Here is a 20977-nt window from a genome sequence, read left to right as displayed (position 1 = left end):
CTGACTTAAGTCACCTGCACTCCAAATTTGCGCAACAGCATCCTGGCGAAGCCGAACGGCGCCGGCGTGAACGGGCCGGGCGGCGCGCGGGTGAGCAGCGCGATGCAGCCGAGCGCGGCCATCGCCATCCAGAAGCACAGCCAGAAGCCGTCGATATAGGCGAGCACATTGGCCTCGCGCTGGACCAGGCCCGCGAGCGTGCCGACCGCGCGGGCCTGCGCCGAGCCCGCACCATGGGCCGCGAAATGGTCGGCGAGCTGCTTCAGCATGCGAACCACATCGACATCACCGACGCCGAGATTCTGGCCGAGATAGAAGGAATGGACCTGCTCGCGGACGCGCAGCCACGTCCCCATCAGCGCCACGCCGATCTCGGCGCCGCCGAGCCGCATGATCTGGATATAGGCGGCAAAGGAGGTCGCGCGGCTGGGATCGGAGTTGGACAGCAGCGTGATGATCAGCGGCAGCAGGGTCAGCGACTGCCCGATCGCCTGCAGCAGCACGATGCCGGCGAAATCCTCGCGCGCCCAGTCGTGGCTGAGCTGCGTGCCCCAGAGATTGGCGGCGGCGAAGCAGGCAAATCCCACGACCACCACCGTCCGCGTATCGAAATGCCGCAGCAGCCAGATCGAGAGCGGCACCAGCACGAGCATCGGCAACGCGCCACAGGTGAGAAGCAAAAGGCCGCTCTGCTCCGGCCTGAGCAAGGCGATGGCGCCGAGGAAATTCGGCACCAGCGAGGCGTTGGACAGGCTGGTCAGCGTGTAGAGCAGGATCAGCACCAGCCCCAGGCCGATATTGCGCGAGAACAGCACGTTGACGTGCGCCCATGGCTGCCTGGCCAGGGACTCGTTGACGAGGAAGCCTGCGAACAGCACCGCACCGGCGGCCAGCAACGCCATCACCGTTCCCGATCCCAGCCAGTCCAGCCGATTGCCCTGGTCGAGCCCGGCATAGATCATCGAGACCGAGGCGCCGAGCAGCAGCATGCCGCCCCAATCGGCCTCGCCAAGCAGCGTGCGATTGACCGGCTCGTTGGGCGTGCCGAGATAGACCATCAGGCCCATCAGCGGCGCGATCACGACGCTTTGCCAGTACAGCCATTGCCAGCCGAGATGGTCGACATAGAAGCCGACCAGCGAGCTCGACGTGTCCAGCGCGAAGCCGACGCGGATCGAATAGATCGAGATCGCCGGCAGCCACCAGCGGATCGGCAGATTGCGAAACACGATCATCAGCGTCGCCGGCACGAAGGTGCCGAGCAGCAGGCCATGCACGACGCTGAAAGCGAGCAGCGTCGGATAATCGTGCACGAACGGGATGATCAGCGACACGCCGGCATAGACGAGGCTGGGGATGCCGAGCACGCGGCGCAGGCCGAATACGGTGGCAAGCCAGGCCACCGCGGGCGCGATGAAGATCTGCGAGCCGATGCCGGCCGTGGAGAGCCAGGCGCCCTCGTCGAACGAGAGCGAGAAAGCGCCGCGCAGGTCGGGCAACCCGACCGTGGTCAGCCGGCTGTCGAAATTGGCGAGGAACGAGCCGAGCAGCACGGCCGCGACGGCGAACAGGGGCTGTGGCGCGACGCCACCGCGCGAGAGGGGTCCGCGGCCGGCATCGTCACTTTCCGCCATTCGCGGCCTTCGTGTCGATGCTGGTGACGACCGACATGCCCGGCACCAGCCGCGCCGTGATCGGCTGGTTGTCGTCGAGCTGGATGCGGACGGGAATGCGCTGCACCACCTTGGTGAAATTGCCGGTCGCATTGTCCGGCGGCAACAAGGCGACTTGCGAGCCCGTCGCCGGTGCGATGCGCTCGACCCTGCCGCGCAGCGTCTCACGCGGGAAACTGTCGACGGTGATCTCGACCGGCTGGCCCGGCGCCACGTGCGTGAGCTGGGTCTCCTTGTAGTTTGCGATCACGTAGACCTTGGGCAGCGGCACGACGTTGATGAGGTTGGTGCCGATGTTGACGTAGTCGCCGGGCTGCACCTGACGCTCGCCGACGACGCCATCGAACGGCGCCGCAATCTTCGTATAGCCAAGCTTGAGTTTTGCGCCCGCAAGCGCCGCCTTGGCCGCCTCGACATCCGCGGCGCGCTGCTTCCTGGTGCCCTGCAGGACTTCGAGCTGATGCTGCTGGGCGGCGATCACGGCGCGGCTCGCGCGCACGTCGGCCTGCGCCTTGGCATAGCCCGCGACCGCCTGCTCGAACCGCTGCCGCGTGCCGGATTCACTCTGCGACAGCGATTGCTGGCGCTCCTGCTCCTGTTTCGCCTCGACCTCCAGGGCTTCGGCCGAGAGCCGCGCGGCTTGCGCCTGCGCGATCGTCGCATATTGCAGCTCGACCTGATTGGCCAGATTGTCGAGCGCGGCCTGAGCGGCGGCGACCGCAGCTTCGGACTGCGCGACTTGCGCCTGATAGTCCGCAGGATCGATCTGAACCAGCAGATCGCCGGCCTTGACGCGCTGGAAGTCGGTGACCCCAACGGTCAGTACTTCGCCGGAGACGCGGCTCGCAAGCTGTGTCAGCTCGGCGCGCACATAGGCGTCATTGGTGGTCTGGATCACCGCGTTGCCGACCCATTCGTCGAAGCGCTGCGTTGCCAGCGCGACGAAGCCGAGCGCGACGATCACCGCGAACAGCGGGATCGCGAGCCGGCTCCACAGCGAGCTCGCCGGCGGCTGCGTGGGCTTCGGCGGCGGGGCCGGCGCGGCGACCGGTGATGGCGACGAGACTTGTTCCTGCTGACTCACGACATCCCTCAAAACGACTTTGCCCCCAAGCGACCTTGCCCGAACGCAAGTCTTGCCGTTACCTCAGACCGTCTTCTCCGGCCAGCGGCAGAGATCGTTGATCAGGCATACCTCGCAGCGCGGCTTGCGCGCGAGGCAAGTATAGCGGCCATGCAAGATCAGCCAATGATGGGCGTGGAGCATGAACTCTGCGGGGATCACCTTTTCGAGACCGAGCTCGACCTCCAGCGGCGTCTTGCCGGGCGCAAGGCCGGTCCGGTTGCCGAGACGGAAGACATGCGTGTCGACCGCCATGGTGTGCTCGCCAAAGGCCATGTTGAGCACGACGTTGGCGGTCTTGCGCCCGGCACCAGGCAGCGATTCGATCTCGGCCCGCGTGCGCGGCACTTCGCCGCCGAACTCGCTGAGCAGTTTTGCCGAGAGCCCGATCACGTTTTTCGCCTTGGTGCGGTAGAGGCCGATGGTCTTGATGTAGTCGCGTAAGGACTCCTCGCCGAGGTCGAGCATCTTCTGCGGCGTATCGGCGACCTCGAACAAGGCGCGCGTCGCCTTGTTGACGCCGGCGTCGGTGGCCTGTGCCGACAGCACCACGGCGACCAGCAGCGTGAACGGGTTGACGTGCTCGAGCTCGCCTTTCGGTTCCGGGTTGGCTTTGCGAAAACGGCTGAAGACCTCGTGGATCTCGGCCGGCGTCCAAGGTTTGATAGATTTGATAGAATTGGGCCTTGTCGCTTTCAGGGATTTTTTGGCCGGCGCCGATTTTTTAGCGGGAAGCTTGGGCTTCGCGACCGTTGCCGTTGCCTTTTTCTTCGGCACGGGCTTTTTGCGCGGGGCCGGCTTGCGGGTGATTTTCGCCATGATCGGGATATACTGAGGGACGATGAGCACAGGCAACGAAATTGAGCGCGACAGCGAAGTGCAGATCTTCTCCGCGCTGCTGACCCCGCACCGCTCGCTGAACCGTACCGGCTTCCTCGCCGTGATGCTGTTCCTGAGCGCCGTCAGCTTCGTCACCGGCCTCGTCTTCCTGATGATGGGGGCATGGCCGGTGTTCGGCTTCTTCGGCCTCGACGTGCTGGTGATCTGGTGGGCCTTCAAGGCCAATTTCCGTAGCGCGCGCGCCCGCGAGGAGATCGTGGTCACGACATCCGAATTGCGCGTGCGGCGCGTCAGCCATCGCGGCCAGGTCGCCGAATGGACCTTCAATCCGCTCTGGGTCCGGCTCGACACGGAAGTCGACGAGGATTTTGGCATCGAGCATCTCTATCTGATTTCGCGGGGCCGCCAGATCCAGATCGCCCGCTTTCTCGGACCGGACGAAAAGGCAAGCTTCTACAAAGGCTTGATCGAGGCCTTGAACGCCGCCAAGCGCGGCCCGACCTACAATCCGGTGACCTGAGCGCTGTCGGAAATCGGGTGGTTTCGAAGCCTCCCCTCTCCTACATTTGCGGTCATGATGACACTCGCGATACATGACCAGCGCCTGGCCAGGCCAGGCTCCCAGAACGCCGCGCTGCGCGACTATGATTCCGTGCGCCGGGCGATCGCCTTCATCTCCGAAAACTGGCGCGCACAGCCGACCATCGAGGCGATGGCGGATGCGGCCGGCGTCACGCCGGACGAGCTGCACCATCTGTTCCGGCGCTGGGCCTCGATCACGCCAAAGGCCTTCATGCAGGCCCTGACCCTCGATCATGCCAAAGGCCTGCTGCGGGATTCAGCGAGCATCCTCGATGCGGCGCTCGACTCGGGCCTCTCGGGCCCGGGCCGCCTGCACGATCTGTTCGTCACGCACGAAGCGATGTCGCCGGGCGAATGGAAGAACGGCGGCGCGGGTCTCATCTTGCGCTACGGCTTCCACCCCTCGCCGTTCGGCACGGCGATCGTGATCGCAACGGACCGCGGACTGTCCGGGCTTGCCTTCGCCGACCCCGGCGAAGAGAAGATCGCGCTCGCCGACATGACGCGGCGATGGCGGAACGCGACTTACGTCGAGGATCACGAAGGCACCGCGCCGCTGGCACAGCGCATCTTCGACACCAAGCTGTGGCGGCCGGACCAGCCGCTGCGTGTGGTGATGATCGGCACCGATTTCGAGGTGCGGGTGTGGGAGACGCTGCTGAAGATCCCGATGGGCCGCGCGGTGTCCTATTCGGACATCGCCTGCAACATCAACAGCCCGAAGGCCTCGCGCGCCGTCGGCGCCGCGGTCGGCAAGAACCCGGTCTCGTTCGTCGTGCCCTGCCACCGCGCGCTCGGCAAGAGCGGCACGCTCACCGGCTATCACTGGGGCATCACCCGCAAGCAGGCGATGCTGGGCTGGGAAGCCGGGCAGCTGGGGATGCAGTAGATTTCGTAGGGTGGGCAAAGGCGGCGCACTTCGCGCGCCGTGCCCACCATTCTTTTGCGATCGTTGATGCATGGTGGGCACGCTACGCTTTTGCCCACCCTACGGTGTCGGCGCTACCCAGCCAGATCCAGCTTCGACGCCACCGTCGAATCCGCATTCAACCGATAGATGATCGGTACACCGGTGGCGAGCTCGCGCTTCAGGATGCCTTCGGGCGACAGCTTCTCCAAGACCATGATCAATGCGCGCAGCGAGTTGCCGTGGGCGGCAACCAGCGTGCGCTTGCCGTTGAGCACGCCGGGCAGGATCTCCTGCACATAGTAAGGCAATGCCCGCGCGAGGGTGTCCTTCAGGCTTTCGCCGCCGGGCGGCGGCACGTCGTAGGAGCGGCGCCAGATCAGCACCTGGTCCTCGCCCCATTTCTTGCGGGCGTCGTCCTTGTTGAGGCCGGAGAGATCGCCGTAGTCGCGCTCGTTCAGCGCGAGGTCCTTGCTCGTCGGCAGGCCTTTCTGATCGAGCTCGCCGAGGATGAGATCGAGCGTGTGCTGCGCGCGCGTCAGCACCGAGGTGTAGGCGACGTCGAACACGAGGCCCTGCGCCTTCAGCTTGCGGCCGGCTTCCTTTGCCTCGGCCACGCCGAGCTCGGTGAGATCGGGATCCTTCCAGCCCGTGAACAGGTTCTTCAGATTCCATTCGCTCTGGCCGTGGCGCACGAGCACGAGAAGACGTTCACTCATCAACTGCTTTCCGTTTTGTTCAGATGTCGGATAGGCCGAGCACGTCGGCCATGGAGTAGTGCCCCGCCGGCTTGCCATGCGCCCACAGCGCCGCCTTCAATGCGCCATGAGCGAACAGCATGCGGTCCTCGGCTTGGTGCGACAGCGTCAGCCGCTCGAACGGGCCGAGGAAGCTCACGCTGTGATCGCCCGCCACGGTGCCGCCGCGCAACGAGGCGAAGCCGATATCGCCGGGCCGGCGCGCGCCGGTGATGCCGTCGCGGCCGCGCGCCGCATGCTCGTCGAGCGCAACGCCGCGGCCGGCAGCAGCCGCTTGGCCCAGCATCAGCGCGGTGCCCGAGGGCGCGTCGATCTTCATGCGATGATGGGTTTCGACGATCTCGATGTCGAAGCTCTGGTCGAGCGCCTTGGCGACGCGCTTGACCACGGCGGCGAGCAGATTGACGCCCAGGCTCATATTGCCGGACTGCACCACGACGGCGCGGTTGGTGACGCTCTTGATCACGGCATTGTCGGAACCCGACAAGCCCGTCGTGCCGATGACGTGGACGAGGCCGCGCTCGGCCGCGATCGCGACATTGGCGAGGGTCGCAGCCGGCACGGTGAAATCGAGGATGCCGTCAGCCTCCTTCGACATCGCCCAGAGGTCGGCCGAGAGCTTGATCCCGTTGGCCGGCAGGCCTGCGAGCACACCGGCATCCTTGCCGAGCAGCTCCGAGCCCGGCGCCTCCAGCGCGCCCGCCAGCACCGCGCCTTTGCTCTCGGCGATCGCCCGCGTCAGCGCCCGGCCCATCCGGCCGCCGGCTCCAGCAACAATCAGGCGCATGTCCGACATGGTGTGATCCTCTTCGGGGCGGTTTTAGCGGGAGGACGCAGTTCCGGCAACCGAGGGGGATCGGGCAGGGTCGCCTGCGGCCATCCTTCGAGACGCCCGCCTGCGGCGGGCCTCAGGATGAGGTCGCGTTTCGCGGCGGGATATCAGACCCTCATGGAGAGGAGCCCGCGCAAGCGGGCGTCTCGAACCATGCAGGCCTGAGATCGCGCCTCAGCCGTCTGACGGCTGCGGGCCGTCATAGCCATCGATGATGATGAGGTCGGCGATGGAGTGCGGCTGGCGTACCTTGATGTTGGCCTGGTACTCCGGCGAGTTGTAGCAGGCGATCGCGGTGTCGTAGTCCGGGAATTCGATCACGACGTTGCGGGTGCGGCTGGCGCCTTCGACGGTGGTGAACTTGCCGGCGCGGACCACGAAGCGGCCACCCCATTTCTTGAAGATCGGACCGTTGGCGACGGCATAGGGCTTGTAGCCCTCGTCGCTGCTCACATCGACGCGTCCGATCCAGTAGCCCTTTGCCATTGTTCTTCTCCCTGTGTTGTTGTTGATCTCTATTTGAGCATGATCTGATCGGAAAATCGCTGCACACTTTGCGCTAACGCGGCCCTTCGGGTCCGGATCATGCTCCGAGCGCCTGCGCGATCTCGGCCTGGATGGCCTCGGCTATTGCCTTGGGATCGGCGGCTTCCACCACCGGACGCCCGACGACGAGGTAATCGGCGCCCGCAGTGATCGCGCGCCCCGGCGTCATGATGCGTTTCTGGTCACCGGTTGCCGAACCCGCCGGGCGGATGCCGGGGGTGACGAGGCTCATCTGGTGGCCGACGATCTTGCGCAAGGCTCCCACCTCCTCGGGCGACGACACCAATCCATCGATGCCGAGCACCTGCGCCTGCTGCGCGCGCGCCTCGACCAGCTCGGAGACGCTGAGCCGATAGCCGGCTGCATGCAGATCGTCGTCGTTGTAGGAGGTCAGCACCGTGACGGCGAGAATCTTCAGGCTGGCACTGCCGCGGCCTTCGACGGCGCCCTTCATGGTCTGCGGATAGGCATGCACCGTGACGAAAGTTGCGCCCAGCTTCGCCACGCTCTCGACACCACGCGTCACCGTATTGCCGATGTCGTGCATCTTCAGATCGGCGAACACCTTCTTGCCCTTGTCGGCGAGCTTGCCGATCAGCGGCAAGCCGCCGGCATAAGCCAGCTGATAGCCAATCTTGTAGAACGTGACGCTGTCGCCGAGCTTCGCGATCATCGCCTCCGCGGCATCAACGCTCGGCAGATCGAGCGCAACGATCAGGCGGTCTTTCGGGGCGATCTCGGCTTGCGTCATGTCACCTCACATCATGCGTTGGGAAATGTCGATCAACTGCCGCACCAGCTCCTTCAACGCGGCGATATCGCCCTCGTTCTTCAGCCTGTCCATATCGTCATAGGCCTGATCGGCAAAGGCGAGCGTGAGCTGGCTGGCAATCACATTGGCGTGGCAGGAGGTCAGGATCAGCCGCAACGCCTGCAGCGCGCGAGCAGCACCGAGCCGGCTCTGCGAGGCACCGGCGAGCGCGAAGACACGGTTGCGGAAGACGTCGCCGCGCGCCTCGTGCAGCTCATGCACCCGGCTGACCCAGTCGATTGCGTTCTTCAGCAGCGGAGGCACCGAAGCATTGTATTCGGGCGAGACGATCAGCACGCCATGGTGCGCGCCGATCATGCGCTTGAGATTGATGGCGTGCTTGGGCACGCCGGATTTGGCCTGGAGATCGCCGTCGTAGATCGGCAGCGGAAAATCGGCGAGCGAGATGCGGGTGATGTCGACACCGGCCTTCGCGAATTCATGGGCAGCGACCGCCGCCAGCTTCGCATTGTGCGAGCCGGTGCGCAGCGAGCCGGGAATGACCAGGATTTTGGGTGCGGACATCCACTTCCATGCGTTCGGCGAAACGAGCCCGCCGCGCAAACTAAGGATGCCGGCGGAATTAGTGCTTGCGATACACCCAGACGCGGGCCGGCGGAAGGTTCATCCAGATCCGTTCGGAGGCCTCTGTGGACACGCCGGGCAGCGATTTCGGGATCGGCGGCACCACCGCATAGGTGAACTGGACGAAAGGCGCGCCGGGCGCCAGCGCGGTGAAGGCGTCACGGATGAGCCGCAGCCGCGTCAGCATCGGTTTTGTGACGAGCGGCAGGCCGGAGACGACCGCGGAAGCCGGCGCGCTCAGCACGTTCCAGAGCGTGTCGCGCAGGCGATAGGCATCGCCCTGCACCACCTTGGCCTGCGGATAGCGGTCGCGCAGCAGCGCACAGAAGCCGGGATTGTATTCGACCAGGACGAGACGCTTCTGATCGACGCCGCGCTCGATCAGGGCCGAGGTGATGGCGCCGGTGCCGGGCCCGAGCTCGACCACCGGAGCGTCCGAATTGACATCGACGTAATGGGCCATGGTCCGGGCCAGCAGCTTGCCCGACGGCATCACCGCCCCCATGTGCAGGGGCTTTTCGATCCATGACCGGAGAAAACGCACCTCGTCGTCAAGACGAGGCTTCTTCAACGCACGCGCGGACGACGGCAATGGCATGTCTGGACCGGACGGGACGAGACCGCGTGACCGCGGCGTGTCAGAAAATGGTCATAAACAGGTATAGGCCGAAGGCGGTACGGTCAAGACGGCTCAATTCGCCCGATTACCGAAGAAATCCTTGACCTTGGTGAAGAAGCCCTCGGATTCCGGCTGGGTGTTGCCGGAGGAGAGCTTTTCGAACTCGGCCAGCAATTCCTGCTGCTTCTTGGTGAGATTTTGCGGGGTCTCGACCACGACCTGGACGTACATGTCGCCCATCTGGCGCGAGCGCAGCACCGGCATGCCTTTTGACGCGATGCGGAATCGACGGCTGGACTGGGTCCCGGCCGGGACCTTCACCTTGGTCTTGCCCTTCTCGATCGTCGGCACCTCGAATTCGCCGCCAAGGGCGGCCGTCACCATCGAGATCGGCACGCGGCAATGCAGATCGGCGCCGTCGCGCTGGAAGAACTGGTGCTGGGCCAGCGACAGGAAGATGTAGAGGTCGCCGGGCGGGCCGCCGCGGACCCCGGCCTCGCCCTCGCCGGCGAGCCTGATCCTGGTGCCGTCCTCGACGCCCGGAGGAATATTGACCGACAGCGTCCGCTCGCGGGTGACACGCCCCTGGCCCGAGCAGGACGGGCAGGCGTCCTCGATCATCTGGCCGCGGCCCTGGCAGCCCGGACAGGTCCGCTCCAGCGTGAAGAAGCCCTGCGACTGCCGCACCCGGCCGGCGCCGCCGCAGGTCGAGCAGGTCTTCGGCTTGGTGCCGGCCTTGGCGCCGATGCCCGAGCAGGCCTCGCAGGTGACCGAGACCGGAATCTCGATCTGCGCGGTCTTGCCGCCGAAGGCTTCCTCGAGGGTGATTTCCATATTGTAGCGCAGGTCGGCGCCGCGCTCGCGGCCGCCGCGGCCACGTTGTCCAGCCATGCCGAACAGGTCTTCGAAAATGTCGGAGAAGGAGGAGGCGAAGCCCGCGCCGAAACCGGCGCCGCCACCGCCACCCTGCTCGAAGGCGGCATGACCGAAGCGGTCATAGGCGGCGCGCTTTTCCTTGTCTTTCAGGACCTCGTAGGCCTCGTTGATTTCCTTGAACTTGACTTCGCTGGTGTCGTCCCCGGGATTGCGGTCGGGGTGGAACTTCATCGCCAGCTTGCGGAACGACGATTTCAGGACGGAATCGTCAGCATCGCGTTCGACTTCGAGAGTCTCGTAATAGCAGCGCTTGGTGGACGTGGACATGATGAACTCGGTCTATCCAATCGCGATTCAAGTCGGAGCGAAACAACGTCGCCATGCGACGATATAAGCGCCATTCCGCCTCGCGGCAGAGGACTGCAAGGCAGCGTTCAGAATAACAACTGGGAATTGATCGATCGTAACGAGGCCAGAGCCCTGGCCTGTCGAGCCCGACACGGCGGCCTCCCCCGCGAGGGAGGAGGCCGTTAGCGCGTGTGGGGTCCAAGCCGTCCGCATCATCACCCTCTTGGGGATCAGGCGGACTTCTTGTTGTTCTTGTCGTCGTCGACTTCGGTGAATTCCGCGTCGACGACGTCGTCCTTGGCCGCGTCCTTCTTGGCGTCGGCCTCGGCCTGCTGCTTGTACATGGCCTCGCCGAGCTTCATCGACGCCTGGGCCAGCGTTTGGGTCTTGGCCTTGATCGCCTCGGCATCGTCGCCCTTCAGCGCTTCCTTGAGGTCGCTGACGGCATCCTCGATGGCGCGGCGTTCGGTCTCGGCGACCTTCGAACCGTGCTCGGCAAGCGCCTTCTCGGTCGAATGCACCAGACCATCCGCCTCGTTCTTGGCGGTCACGGCCTCGCGGCGCTTCTTGTCCGCCTCGGCATTCGCCTCGGCGTCCTTGACCATCTTCTCGATGTCGGCTTCCGACAGGCCGCCGGAGGCCTGGATGCGGATCTGCTGCTCCTTGCCGGTAGCCTTGTCCTTGGCCGAAACGTTGACGATGCCGTTGGCGTCGATGTCGAAGGTCACCTCGATCTGCGGCATGCCGCGCGGAGCCGGCGGAATGCCCATCAGGTCGAACTGACCGAGCATCTTGTTGTCGGCGGCCATTTCACGCTCGCCCTGGAAGACGCGGATGGTGACCGCGTTCTGGCTGTCCTCGGCGGTCGAGAACACCTGGCTCTTCTTGGTCGGGATCGTGGTGTTGCGGTCGATGATGCGGGTGAACACGCCGCCCAGCGTCTCGATGCCCAGCGACAGCGGGGTCACGTCGAGCAGCAGCACGTCCTTGACGTCGCCCTGGAGCACGCCGGCCTGGATCGCGGCACCGATCGCCACGACTTCGTCCGGGTTGACGCCCTTGTGCGGCTCCTTGCCGAACAGCTGCTTCACGACTTCCTGGACCTTCGGCATGCGCGACATGCCGCCGACCAGAACCACTTCGCCGATCTCACCGGCGGTGACGCCGGCGTCCTTCAGCGCCTTGCGGCAGGGCTCGACGGTCTTCTGGACGAGGTCGTCGACCAGCGCCTCGAACTTGGCGCGGGTGAGCTTCATCGTCAGATGCTTCGGGCCGGTCTGGTCCGCGGTGATGAAGGGCAGGTTGATCTCGGTCTGCGTCGTCGACGACAGCTCGATCTTGGCCTTTTCAGCGGCTTCCTTCAGGCGCTGCAACGCGAGCTTGTCGTTGCGCAGGTTGATGCCCTGCTCCTTCTGGAACTCGTCGGCCAGATAGCCCACGAGGCGCATGTCGAAGTCTTCGCCGCCGAGGAAGGTGTCGCCGTTGGTCGACTTCACCTCGAACACGCCGTCGCCGATTTCGAGGATGGAGATATCGAACGTGCCGCCGCCGAGATCGTACACGGCGATCGTGCCGGTCTTGGTCTTGTCGAGACCATAGGCGAGCGCGGCCGCGGTCGGCTCGTTGATGATGCGCAGCACTTCAAGGCCCGCGATCTTTCCGGCGTCCTTGGTCGCCTGGCGCTGGGCGTCGTTGAAGTAGGCGGGAACGGTGATGACAGCCTGGTCGACCTTCTGGCCGAGATGGGCTTCCGCGGTTTCCTTCATCTTCTGCAGGATGAAGGCCGAAACCTGCGAGGGCGAGTAGGTCTGGCCATCGGCTTCGACCCAGGCGTCGCCGTTGGAAGCCTTCACGATCTTGTACGGAACGAGCTTCTTGTCCTTCTCGACCATCGGGTCGTCGTAGCGGCGGCCGATGAGGCGCTTCACTGCGAAGAAGGTGCGCTCAGGATTGGTGACGGCCTGGCGCTTGGCCGGTTGGCCGACGAGGCGCTCACCGTCGTCCGTGACGGCGACGATCGAAGGCGTCGTGCGCATGCCTTCGGAATTCTCGATGACTTTGGCGTTTTTGCCATCCATTACGGCAACGCACGAATTCGTGGTGCCGAGGTCGATCCCGATGACCTTTCCCATGGTCCTGATATCCTTCTTTTTGCGGCAGGTTGGCTGGGCCCAGAAGGCACCCGAACCGAAACCCCCTAAGATCAAACATTCGCGATATTGCGATGGTTGACGCTCATATAGGAGGGGGGGAGGGGCCCGCAAGGACCGAAGCTACGTTTCCGCCGTGAAAACATTGGGTTTTGGCAGATCATATCCGGGCTTCACCGCCCTTGCGGGTGAGGAATTATTAACAGGTCCGGGCCTGGGCAAGCCCCGCCACCGCGATCACCCCCCACCCCTGTTGCGGCAAGGCCAAAGCCGCTAAAAGGCGGCCGGCCGGACCGAAGCCGCGAGCCTGCTTCGCGCGACAAAGCGGCCCAGTGGCCGACCATCGAACGGCCTCAATGTGAACCAATCAGAGTGCCCATGACGCTGATCCGCCCCCTAGCCGCGCTCGCCCTCCTCGTCGCCTCCGCGCTTCCGGCCTTGGCTGCCGACGCGGTCTTCCCGCCCGGCCTGCGCCTCGGCATGGTGCCGCTGATCGGCCTGAGCACGGCAAAGACCTTCCCGGGCTTCGAAAGCGAGGACGGCAACGTCAAGGTGCTGATCACCGAGCTGCCGCCGGCGGCCTATGGCGAGGTCGTGAGCGCCTTCAATTCCAATCCGGCCGGCGCCAATGGCGTCAAGCAGGACAAGATCGAGACCCCCGCGGGTCTTGCCTATTTCACCACCGAAAGCGGCAAGGCCGGCGAGACCCCGGTGAAGCGCTATTCGATGATCGTGCCGGGCGCCGGCTTTTCCGGCTATGTCGCGGTGCAGATCCCGGACAATGCGACCAAGATCTACACCGACGAGGCGGTGCGGCAGATGTTCGCGAGCACCGTCACCCGCAAGCAGGTCTCGGCCGACGAGCAGATCGCGCTGATGCCGTTCAAGATCACCGATCTCGCCGACTTCAAGGACATCCGCACGCTGGCGCCGGGCAGCAGCATCATCCTGGCCGACGGCGACGAGACCACGGGCTATGAGTCGAAGCCGTTCATGATCCTCGGCCTGATCGGCGCCACCCCGCAGCAGGCCGACGACCGTGCCCGCTTCGCCCAGGAGGCGGCGCTGCAGATTCCGGGCCTGCGCGAGTCGCGCGTCACCATGTCCGAGCCGATCCGCATCAATGGCCAGCAGGGTTTCGAGACCCGGATCGACGGCATCAGCGGCAAGGACAAGACCGCGGTGACCGTGGTGCAATGGATCCGCTTCAGCGGCGGCGGCGCCTCGCTGCGCATCATCGCCAGCGCCCCGCGCGACCAATGGCCGGCCGCCTTCACCCGCTTCCGCGCCGTGCGCGACGGCATCCAGCCGAAGGGGTAGAATCATAGGGCCGACAAGCCCGGCCACTCGCCAGGACCGCCTGCATTTTCGGGCTTCTGTTCGTGTACGAACGGAACTAGGCTCCCCCTTCCGTTGGATCATCCTGGAGGGAGGCGAACGATGCTTGATCGACGACAAATTTTGGCAGCGCTCGGGACCACGGCGCTGGCGACCCTCGCGCCAACCGCACTTCTTGCAGCGGCATCGATCAAGCCGGACGAGACATCCGCGCTGCTCGTGATCGACGTGCAAAACTGCTTCCTGCCGGGCGGCAGCCTCGCAGTGAAGGAAGGCGAGCAGGTGGTGCCGGTCATCAACAAGATGGCCAAGGCATTCGCGAACGTGGTGATGACGCAGGACTGGCATACACCCGGCCACGTCTCGTTTGCGTCGGTGCATTCGGGCAAGAAGCCGTTCGAGACCATCGATCTTCCCTACGGCAAGCAGGTGCTGTGGCCCGACCATTGCGTGCAGGGCACCGACGGCGCCGCGTTGTCGAAGGACCTCTCGATCCCGCAGGCCGAGCTGATCATCCGCAAGGGTTTTCACAAGGACGTCGACAGCTATTCGGCCTTCCTCGAAGCCGACGGCAAGACCTCGACCGGCCTTGCCGGCTATCTGAAGGCGCGCAAGATCAAGCGCGTCTTCGTCGCGGGGCTGGCGACCGATTTCTGCGTCGCCTGGACCGCGCTCGACGCGCGCAAGGCGGGCTTCGAGGTCTATGTGGTGGAAGACGCCTGCCGCGGCATCGACACGCAGGGCTCGCTGGCCAAGGCCTGGACGGATATGGCCAAGGCCGGCGTGAAGCGGATTCAGTCCGCGGACATTGCGGTCGGCGCGTAATCGACGCGAACAACTGCAAGACCCTCACCCCGAGGAGCGCGCTTCTTCGCGCGCGTCTCGAAGGATGAAGGCACCGCTGCGGCAGCTCGGCCTGCATGGTTCGGGACGGCGCTGACGCGCCTCCTCACCATGAGGATCGATCAATTCGCCGCGCTGTTCGGCTCGTTGGTGTTGGCCGCGGGCGCGGCCTTCGCGCCGCCCTTGGCGACGCCGACCAAAGCGGGGCGCAGCACGCGCTCGCCGATGGTGTAGCCGGCCTGCATGACCTGCACCACGGTGCCCGCAGGCACCGACGCGTCGGGCACCTCGAACATCGCCTGCTGGAAGTTCGGGTCGAACTTCTGGCCCGAGGGATCGAACTTCTTCACGCCGTGCTTTTCCAGCGCGTTGAGCAGCGAACGTTCGGTGAGCTCGACACCCTCGATCAGCGAGGTCAGGCCGGGATCAGCCGCGGCACGTGTTTCGGCCGGAATGGCATCGAGCGCGCGCTGGAGATTGTCGGCGATGTCGAGCACGTCGCGGGCAAAGCCGGTGATGCCGTAGAGACGGGCGTCAGCGACTTCCTTGGTGGTGCGCTTGCGCAGGTTCTCCATCTCGGCCAGCGTCCGCAGCATGCGGTCGCGCGCCTCGGCGACTTCCTTCTGCAACGTCTCGACCGAGCCGGGCTCCGGATCGTCGGGCATGATGTAGGGTTTTGACACCACGGGCTCGCCGGCCGCAGCACTCGTGTCTTCGGGTTGCCGGTCTCGATCGGTCATCGGCTCTCTTTTCGCATTCGTCTCAGGAGTTTTCTGGCCCGGATATCGTGCTTCGGGCGCCGAAAATCAAGCGCCCGTGATCGGGGGGAACTTCGGTCAGCCGCCCAGAAGCCGGCTGACGATGCGGGCGGCGTAGTCCACGGTCGGGATCACGCGGGCATAATTCAGCCGTGTCGGTCCGATCACGCCCAAAACTCCGACAATTTGGCCGGCGGCATCCCGATAGGGCGAGATGATCGTGGACGAGCCCGACAACGAGAACAGCTTGTTCTCACTGCCGATGAAGATCCGCACGCCTTCCGCTGTCTCGGCCCGGCCGAGCAGGTCGATCACGCCGCGCTTGGTCTCGAGATCGTCGAACAGCAGGCGAACGCGCTCGAGATCCTCCAGCGCATGCAGATCCTCGAGCAGATTGGCGTGGCCGCGGACGATGAGCTGACGATCCTCGTTGTCGCCGCCGGACCAGTTGGCGATGCCGGCCGAGATCACTTTCTGCGTCAGCTGATCGAGCTCGGTGCGCGCCTCTCCGAGCGCGGTCTCGAGCTCGAGCCGCGCCTCGGCCAGGGTCCGGCCCCGGATTCGTGCATTGAGGAAGTTGCCGGCTTCTGTCAGCGCCGAGGATGGAACTCCCGGTGGCAGCGTCAAGACGCGGTTTTCAACCTGCCCGTCCTCGCCGACCAGGATCACCAGTGCCTTTTCCGGTTCCAGCCGGACGAATTCGATATGTTTGAGCCGCGCATTGGATTTCGGGGTCAGCACGACGGCGGCAGCCCGGGTCAGGCCGGAGAGCCGCGTCAACGCCTCCTCCAGCGCCGCCTCGACCGATTGCGCGTGGCCTACGGAGGTCAACTGGCTCTGAATCGTCTGCCGTTCGCTGTCATTGAGGTCGCCGACCTGCATCAGGGCATCGACGAAGAAGCGCAGGCCGAGTTCCGTCGGCAGCCGGCCGGCGGAAGTATGCGGCGCGTAGATCAGGCCAAGCTGTTCCAGGTCGGCCATGACGTTGCGGACCGACGCCGGCGACAGCGGCATGGCGATCAGGCGCGAGATATTGCGCGAACCTACGGGCTCTCCGGTCGCCAGATAGCTTTCGACAATTTGACGAAAGATGTCGCGGGAACGCTCGTTGAGCTGGGCAAGGCCTGCGCGCGGCGCGATCAGATGGATCGGATCGTGATGGGCCACAGACGGCAACTCCTGTCAGGTGCTTGTAATCTGTCCATCCGCGAGGTCCCTGACAAGCGTGGTTTTGCACTTTGCCTGGGGACCGAAAAGGCCTTGCCGCTCACCCTCACCCCACCTACAAGCACCGCGAACAGCCTTTCCCGTGAGTTTTGGAGGATTTCCCATGCGGCCAAGCCGCCGTGCGCCCGACGAATTGCGCCCCGTGACGCTGGAGCGCGGCGTGGTCAAATATGCGGAAGGCTCCTGCCTGGTGAAATTCGGCGACACCCATGTGCTGGTCACCGCCACGCTGGAAGACCGCCTGCCGCCATGGCTGAAAGGCCAGGGCCGCGGCTGGGTCACCGCCGAATATGGCATGCTGCCGCGCGCGACCTCCGAACGCACCCGCCGCGAAGCTGCCGCCGGCAAGCAGAGCGGCCGCACCGTCGAGATCCAGCGCCTGATCGGCCGCTCGCTCCGCACCATCGTCGATCTCGAAGCGCTCGGCGAGCGCCAGATCACGGTCGATTGCGACGTGCTCCAGGCCGACGGCGGCACCCGTACGGCGTCGATCACCGGTGCCTGGGTCGCGCTCGCCGACTGCATCAACTGGATGAAAGCGCGCAACATGATCAAGGCCAAGGTGCTGCGCGACAACGTCGCCGCGATCTCCTGCGGCATCTACAACGGCACACCGGTGCTCGATCTCGACTATGCCGAGGATTCGGAAGCGCAGACTGACGCCAATTTCGTCATGACCGGCGACGGCCGTATCATCGAGGTGCAGGGCACCGCGGAACGCGAGCCGTTCACGCAGGACGAGTTCCTGGCGCTGATGGCGCTGGCCCAGAAGGGCATTGCGCGCCTCGTGGACTTGCAGAAACTGGCTGTCGCGTAGTCAATAGGCCCATGCACCGCCGAATCACCGGACAGCTCGTCGTCGCCACCCATAATCCCGGCAAGCTCGCCGAGATGAAGGAGCTGCTCGCGCCTTACGGCATCGAGGCGGTGTCGGCCGGCGAGCTCGGCCTGCCCGAGCCGGAAGAAACCGGCAATGATTTCCGCAGCAACGCCGCGATCAAGGCGATCGCGGCGGCGCGGGCGACCAAGCTTCCGTCCTTCGCCGACGATTCCGGCATCGTGGTCGACGCACTCGACGGCGCGCCGGGCATCTACAGCGCGCGCTGGGCCGGCCCCTCCAAGGATTTCGCCGCGGCGATGGCGCAGATCGAGCGCCTGTTGCAGGAGCGCGGCGCCACCACGCCCGACAAGCGCAAGGCGCATTTCGTCTCCGCGCTCTGCGTCGCATGGCCCGATGATCATCTCGAAGAGGTCGAGGCGCGCGTCGACGGCACGCTGGTCTGGCCGCCGCGCGGCACCGCCGGCTTCGGCTACGATCCGATGTTCTTGCCTGACGGTCACAACCGCACCTTCGGCGAGATGATCAGCATCGAGAAGCATGGCCTGCCGCCGCTCGGCCTCGGCCTGTCGCACCGCGCCCGTGCCTTCGTGAAACTGGCGGAGATCTGCCTTGAGCCACGCTAAGGAAGCCTTCGGCGTCTACGTGCACTGGCCGTTCTGCCTGTCGAAATGCCCCTATTGCGACTTCAACAGCCACGTTCGCCATGCTGCGATCGACGAGGCGCGCTTCGCTTCCGCCTTCGCGCGCGAGATCGCGGCGACCGCCGAGCGCGTACCCGGCCGCGAGGTCACCTCGATCTTTCTCGGCGGCGGCACACCATCCCTGATGCAGCCCGCGACCGTCGGCGCCGTGCTCGATGCCATCGGCAAGCACTGGAGCGTGGCGAAGGACGTCGAAGTAACGCTGGAAGCGAATCCCACCAGCGTCGAGGCCACGCGCTTCGCCGGCTATCGCAGCGCCGGCGTCAATCGCGTCTCGCTCGGCGTGCAGGCGCTCGACGATGCCTCGCTGAAAGCGCTGGGCCGCATGCACAGCGCACGCGAGGCACTCGATGCCGTCGCGATCGCGCGCCGCTCGTTCGACCGCTATTCGTTCGACCTGATCTACGCCCGCCCCGACCAGACCCCGGCGATGTGGGCCGATGAGCTGCGTCTCGCGATCGATGAGGCCGCCGAGCACCTGTCGCTCTATCAGCTCACGATCGAGGAAGGCACGCCGTTCTTCGGCCTGCACCAGGCCGGCAAGCTGAAGACGCCGGACGAAGCGGTCGCGCGCGCGCTCTACGACGTCACGCAGGAGACCTGCGACAAGCTCGGCCTGCCCGCCTACGAGATTTCAAATCACGCGCGGCACGGCGCCGAATGCCGGCACAATCTGGTCTATTGGCGCGGCGATGAATACGCCGGCATCGGCCCCGGCGCGCACGGAAGGCTCGATATCGACGGTATCAGGCACGCCACCGCCACCGAGAAGCGTCCGGAAGCCTGGCTGATGCGCGTCGAGACCAACGGCCATGGAAACGTCACCGACGACCTCCTCAACAGCGAAGAGCGCGCCGACGAATTCCTGCTGATGGGATTGCGGCTGGCCGAGGGCATCGACCCCGAGCGTTACAGGGCGCTCTCCGGCCGCCCGCTCGATCCCAAGCGCATCGCGCTGCTGCGCGAAGAGGGCGCGATCACCGTGGATGCGACGGGCCGCCTGCGCGTAACGAGCAGCGGTTTTCCGGTGCTGGATGCGGTGGTCGCGGATCTGGCGGCGTAAATTTGAGCCAGATCGGCGGTGCGCTCCCTCACCCGCTTGCGGGAGAGGGTTGGGGAGAGGGTGTCTCCGCAACGGGACAATCCCCCAGAGGACAGAACCCTCACCCGGCGCTACGTGCCGACCTCTCCCGCAAGCGGGAGAGGTGAACCATCAAGCCCCGAAACTCTTCGGCGATCCTGCCACCGCAACACCACCACCGTTCGTCACCTTCATTACCGCGAGCCCGCGCTCGTTGGTGCCGTCGGCGCGGAACCGGAACAGGCCGTCGATGCCGGCAAAGCCGGAAGGGTTGGTGAGCACGTCGGACGAGAAGCGCGTGGTGCCTTGCGTGCGCGCGAGCGCGGCGACGAGGGCGACGGCGTCATAGGCGAGCGTTGCCGTGCGGATCGGCTCGGCGCCGTATTTGGTGCGATAACGGCCGGAGAAGGCGCGGAAGCCGGCCGGGTCCGGCGCGGCGTAGAGGCCGCCTTGCAAGCTCGGGCTCGCATAGACCCGCGGGCTGTCCCACAGGCCGGTCCCGAGCAGCTGGATGTTGCGCAAATTCGCGCCCGCCGCGGTCATCGCGTCGGCCACTGTGACGACGGCATCGCCGTCATCGGCAATGAAAAGTGCGTCCGCACTGCCGAGCTGCTGCGCCACGGTGCGCGCCGGCGTGGCGCGATCGGCGCCGTATTTCTCGAACGCGACGATGCGCCCGCCCCGCCGCGGCACCGCCGCCTTCACCGCGGCCTCGACGACATTGCCATAGGCATTGTCGGGCACCAGCACGGCAACGGAGCGCTTTCCGATGCTGGCGGAATATTCGACGATGCGATTGACGTCGGACTCCGGCAGGAAAGAGAGCAGATAGACGCCGCGGCCGGCGATGCTGGAATCGGTCGAGAACGCAATCACGGAAATGCCGCGCGTGCGCGCGACCTGCGCGACCGCAGGCACCGATTGCGCGAACAGCGGCCCCAGGATGATCTCGGCGCCTTCGTCGACCGCCTGCTGCGCGCCGGCCTGGGCGCCCTGCGGGCTGCCATTGTCGTCCTTGATCAGGAGCTGGATGTTCGGATTCTGGAACTCGGCCAGTGCCATCTCGGCGGCATTGCGCATCGATTGCGCGGCAAGGCCGGCATTGCCGGCGGCCGAGAGCGGCAGGATCACCCCGACCTTCACCCCGCCGGTGCCGGCGGTCGTTGCCTGTTGCGGCGGGCCAGCCGGCTGGGCCGGCGCCGAGGAGCTGCTGAACGGGCTGGAGAACTGGCTCAGGCTCTGCTGCACGCCGGCGCAGGCCGACAGCACGGGCGCGCCGAGCAACAGGCCGAGCGCGCTGCGCCGGGTCGCTCCCGACAATCGGGGCCCCTGAATGGGAGACTTTGGATCACGCGGGCCCGGCATCGCAGCTTCTCTTCCGACCGGCCGTCGCCAGCCGGTCACAACATTCTTTCCACGACACAAGCCGTGGATTCAGGCATATTGTCGGCAAATAGTTAACTAAAACAAAAGGATAATAACCGCTTAACGCGGCCCCACCGCAAGTCCTGGCTAGCTGTCCACCGTCCGTCACCCAG

General features: G+C 65.5%; 21 protein-coding genes. 7 read left to right on the top strand and 14 right to left on the bottom strand.

The annotated features are described in order from the left end of the window. Positions 1–5: 5 nt before the first annotated feature. From NR187_RS21705 to nth, 3 genes are all read right to left on the bottom strand, one after another. The gene (locus NR187_RS21705; RefSeq protein ID WP_256807547.1) at positions 6–1634 is read right to left on the bottom strand and encodes an MFS transporter; all 1629 of its coding nucleotides are present in this window, start codon (positions 1632–1634) and stop codon (positions 6–8) included. Further along, positions 1621–2757, bottom strand: coding sequence for an HlyD family secretion protein (locus tag NR187_RS21700; protein WP_211383818.1), 1137 nt, complete (start codon positions 2755–2757; stop codon positions 1621–1623). The genes NR187_RS21705 and NR187_RS21700 overlap by 14 nt, the downstream gene beginning before the upstream one ends. A 63-nt stretch (positions 2758–2820) precedes the next feature. Next, complete coding sequence (gene nth, locus NR187_RS21695) at positions 2821–3615, bottom strand: endonuclease III (protein WP_211383817.1); 795 nt, start codon at positions 3613–3615, stop codon at positions 2821–2823. A 22-nt stretch (positions 3616–3637) separates the two neighbouring features. On the opposite strand from nth, the gene NR187_RS21690 reads away from it, so the two are divergent. Beyond that, positions 3638–4156: a DUF2244 domain-containing protein gene (locus NR187_RS21690; RefSeq protein ID WP_211383816.1), complete on the top strand. Its 519-nt coding sequence runs from the start codon at positions 3638–3640 to the stop codon at positions 4154–4156. A 54-nt stretch (positions 4157–4210) separates the two neighbouring features. Next, complete coding sequence (locus tag NR187_RS21685) at positions 4211–5107, top strand: bifunctional helix-turn-helix domain-containing protein/methylated-DNA--[protein]-cysteine S-methyltransferase (RefSeq protein WP_211383815.1); 897 nt, start codon at positions 4211–4213, stop codon at positions 5105–5107. Positions 5108–5220: 113 nt separating this feature from the next. Here the strand turns inward: NR187_RS21685 and NR187_RS21680 are convergent, their stop codons facing one another. From NR187_RS21680 to dnaK, 8 genes are all read right to left on the bottom strand, one after another. After that, positions 5221–5844, bottom strand: coding sequence for a 2,3-bisphosphoglycerate-dependent phosphoglycerate mutase (locus NR187_RS21680; protein ID WP_211383814.1), 624 nt, complete (start codon positions 5842–5844; stop codon positions 5221–5223). 19 nt (positions 5845–5863) lie between these two features. Further along, positions 5864–6679 carry a 4-hydroxy-tetrahydrodipicolinate reductase gene (dapB, locus tag NR187_RS21675; protein ID WP_211383813.1) on the bottom strand — a complete coding sequence of 272 codons (816 nt, stop codon included), beginning with the start codon at positions 6677–6679 and terminating at the stop codon, positions 5864–5866. A 210-nt stretch (positions 6680–6889) separates the two neighbouring features. Beyond that, entirely contained in the window at positions 6890–7201 is a 312-nt protein-coding gene (locus NR187_RS21670; RefSeq protein WP_256807543.1) for a DUF1330 domain-containing protein, read from the bottom strand. A 97-nt stretch (positions 7202–7298) separates the two neighbouring features. Then, entirely contained in the window at positions 7299–8012 is a 714-nt protein-coding gene (pyrF, locus tag NR187_RS21665; RefSeq protein WP_211383811.1) for an orotidine-5'-phosphate decarboxylase, read from the bottom strand. Between the two features lie 6 nt (positions 8013–8018). Then, positions 8019–8597, bottom strand: coding sequence for an NADPH-dependent FMN reductase (locus NR187_RS21660; RefSeq protein ID WP_211383810.1), 579 nt, complete (start codon positions 8595–8597; stop codon positions 8019–8021). Between the two features lie 58 nt (positions 8598–8655). Beyond that, positions 8656–9255: a class I SAM-dependent methyltransferase gene (locus tag NR187_RS21655; protein ID WP_211383809.1), complete on the bottom strand. Its 600-nt coding sequence runs from the start codon at positions 9253–9255 to the stop codon at positions 8656–8658. A 93-nt stretch (positions 9256–9348) separates the two neighbouring features. Next, a complete protein-coding gene (gene dnaJ / locus NR187_RS21650; protein ID WP_256807542.1) occupies positions 9349–10479 on the bottom strand; it encodes a molecular chaperone DnaJ in 1131 nt (376 codons plus the stop codon). Between the two features lie 251 nt (positions 10480–10730). Next, positions 10731–12632, bottom strand: coding sequence for a molecular chaperone DnaK (gene dnaK / locus NR187_RS21645; protein WP_063198803.1), 1902 nt, complete (start codon positions 12630–12632; stop codon positions 10731–10733). 396 nt (positions 12633–13028) lie between these two features. Here dnaK and NR187_RS21640 point away from each other — a divergent pair, with 396 nt between their 5' ends. Both NR187_RS21640 and pncA read left to right on the top strand, forming a co-directional pair. Next, a complete protein-coding gene (locus tag NR187_RS21640) occupies positions 13029–13970 on the top strand; it encodes a hypothetical protein (RefSeq protein WP_211383807.1) in 942 nt (313 codons plus the stop codon). A 120-nt stretch (positions 13971–14090) separates the two neighbouring features. After that, positions 14091–14813, top strand: coding sequence for a bifunctional nicotinamidase/pyrazinamidase (pncA, locus tag NR187_RS21635; protein WP_256807540.1), 723 nt, complete (start codon positions 14091–14093; stop codon positions 14811–14813). Positions 14814–14953: 140 nt separating this feature from the next. On the opposite strand, the gene grpE is transcribed toward pncA, so the two are convergent. Both grpE and hrcA read right to left on the bottom strand, forming a co-directional pair. After that, a complete protein-coding gene (grpE, locus tag NR187_RS21630; RefSeq protein ID WP_211383805.1) occupies positions 14954–15571 on the bottom strand; it encodes a nucleotide exchange factor GrpE in 618 nt (205 codons plus the stop codon). Positions 15572–15667: 96 nt separating this feature from the next. Beyond that, positions 15668–16756 (bottom strand): heat-inducible transcriptional repressor HrcA, encoded by a 1089-nt coding sequence (gene hrcA / locus NR187_RS21625; RefSeq protein WP_211383804.1) that lies wholly within the window; start codon positions 16754–16756, stop codon positions 15668–15670. A 163-nt stretch (positions 16757–16919) separates the two neighbouring features. Between hrcA and rph the strand changes: the two genes are divergently transcribed. Genes rph through hemW form a run of 3 tightly spaced genes read left to right on the top strand, consistent with a single transcriptional unit; the run spans position 16920 to position 19421 of the window. Next, positions 16920–17633, top strand: coding sequence for a ribonuclease PH (gene rph / locus NR187_RS21620; RefSeq protein WP_211383803.1), 714 nt, complete (start codon positions 16920–16922; stop codon positions 17631–17633). A gap of 11 nt (positions 17634–17644) precedes the next feature. Beyond that, positions 17645–18280 (top strand): RdgB/HAM1 family non-canonical purine NTP pyrophosphatase, encoded by a 636-nt coding sequence (gene rdgB / locus NR187_RS21615; protein WP_256807538.1) that lies wholly within the window; start codon positions 17645–17647, stop codon positions 18278–18280. Next, positions 18267–19421, top strand: a complete 1155-nt coding sequence (gene hemW / locus NR187_RS21610) for a radical SAM family heme chaperone HemW (protein ID WP_211383801.1) — start codon at positions 18267–18269, stop codon at positions 19419–19421. Before rdgB ends, hemW begins: the two co-directional genes overlap by 14 nt. A gap of 150 nt (positions 19422–19571) precedes the next feature. Here the strand turns inward: hemW and NR187_RS21605 are convergent, their stop codons facing one another. Next, complete coding sequence (locus tag NR187_RS21605) at positions 19572–20804, bottom strand: penicillin-binding protein activator (protein WP_211383800.1); 1233 nt, start codon at positions 20802–20804, stop codon at positions 19572–19574. Positions 20805–20977 lie beyond the last annotated feature (173 nt).

Source organism: Bradyrhizobium sp. Bra64, from assembly GCF_024519875.1.
Taxonomy (GTDB): Bacteria; Pseudomonadota; Alphaproteobacteria; order Rhizobiales; family Xanthobacteraceae; genus Bradyrhizobium; species Bradyrhizobium japonicum_G.
The sequence above is the reverse complement of the archived record's forward strand: the minus strand, read 5'-3'. Positions and strand labels throughout refer to the sequence as shown.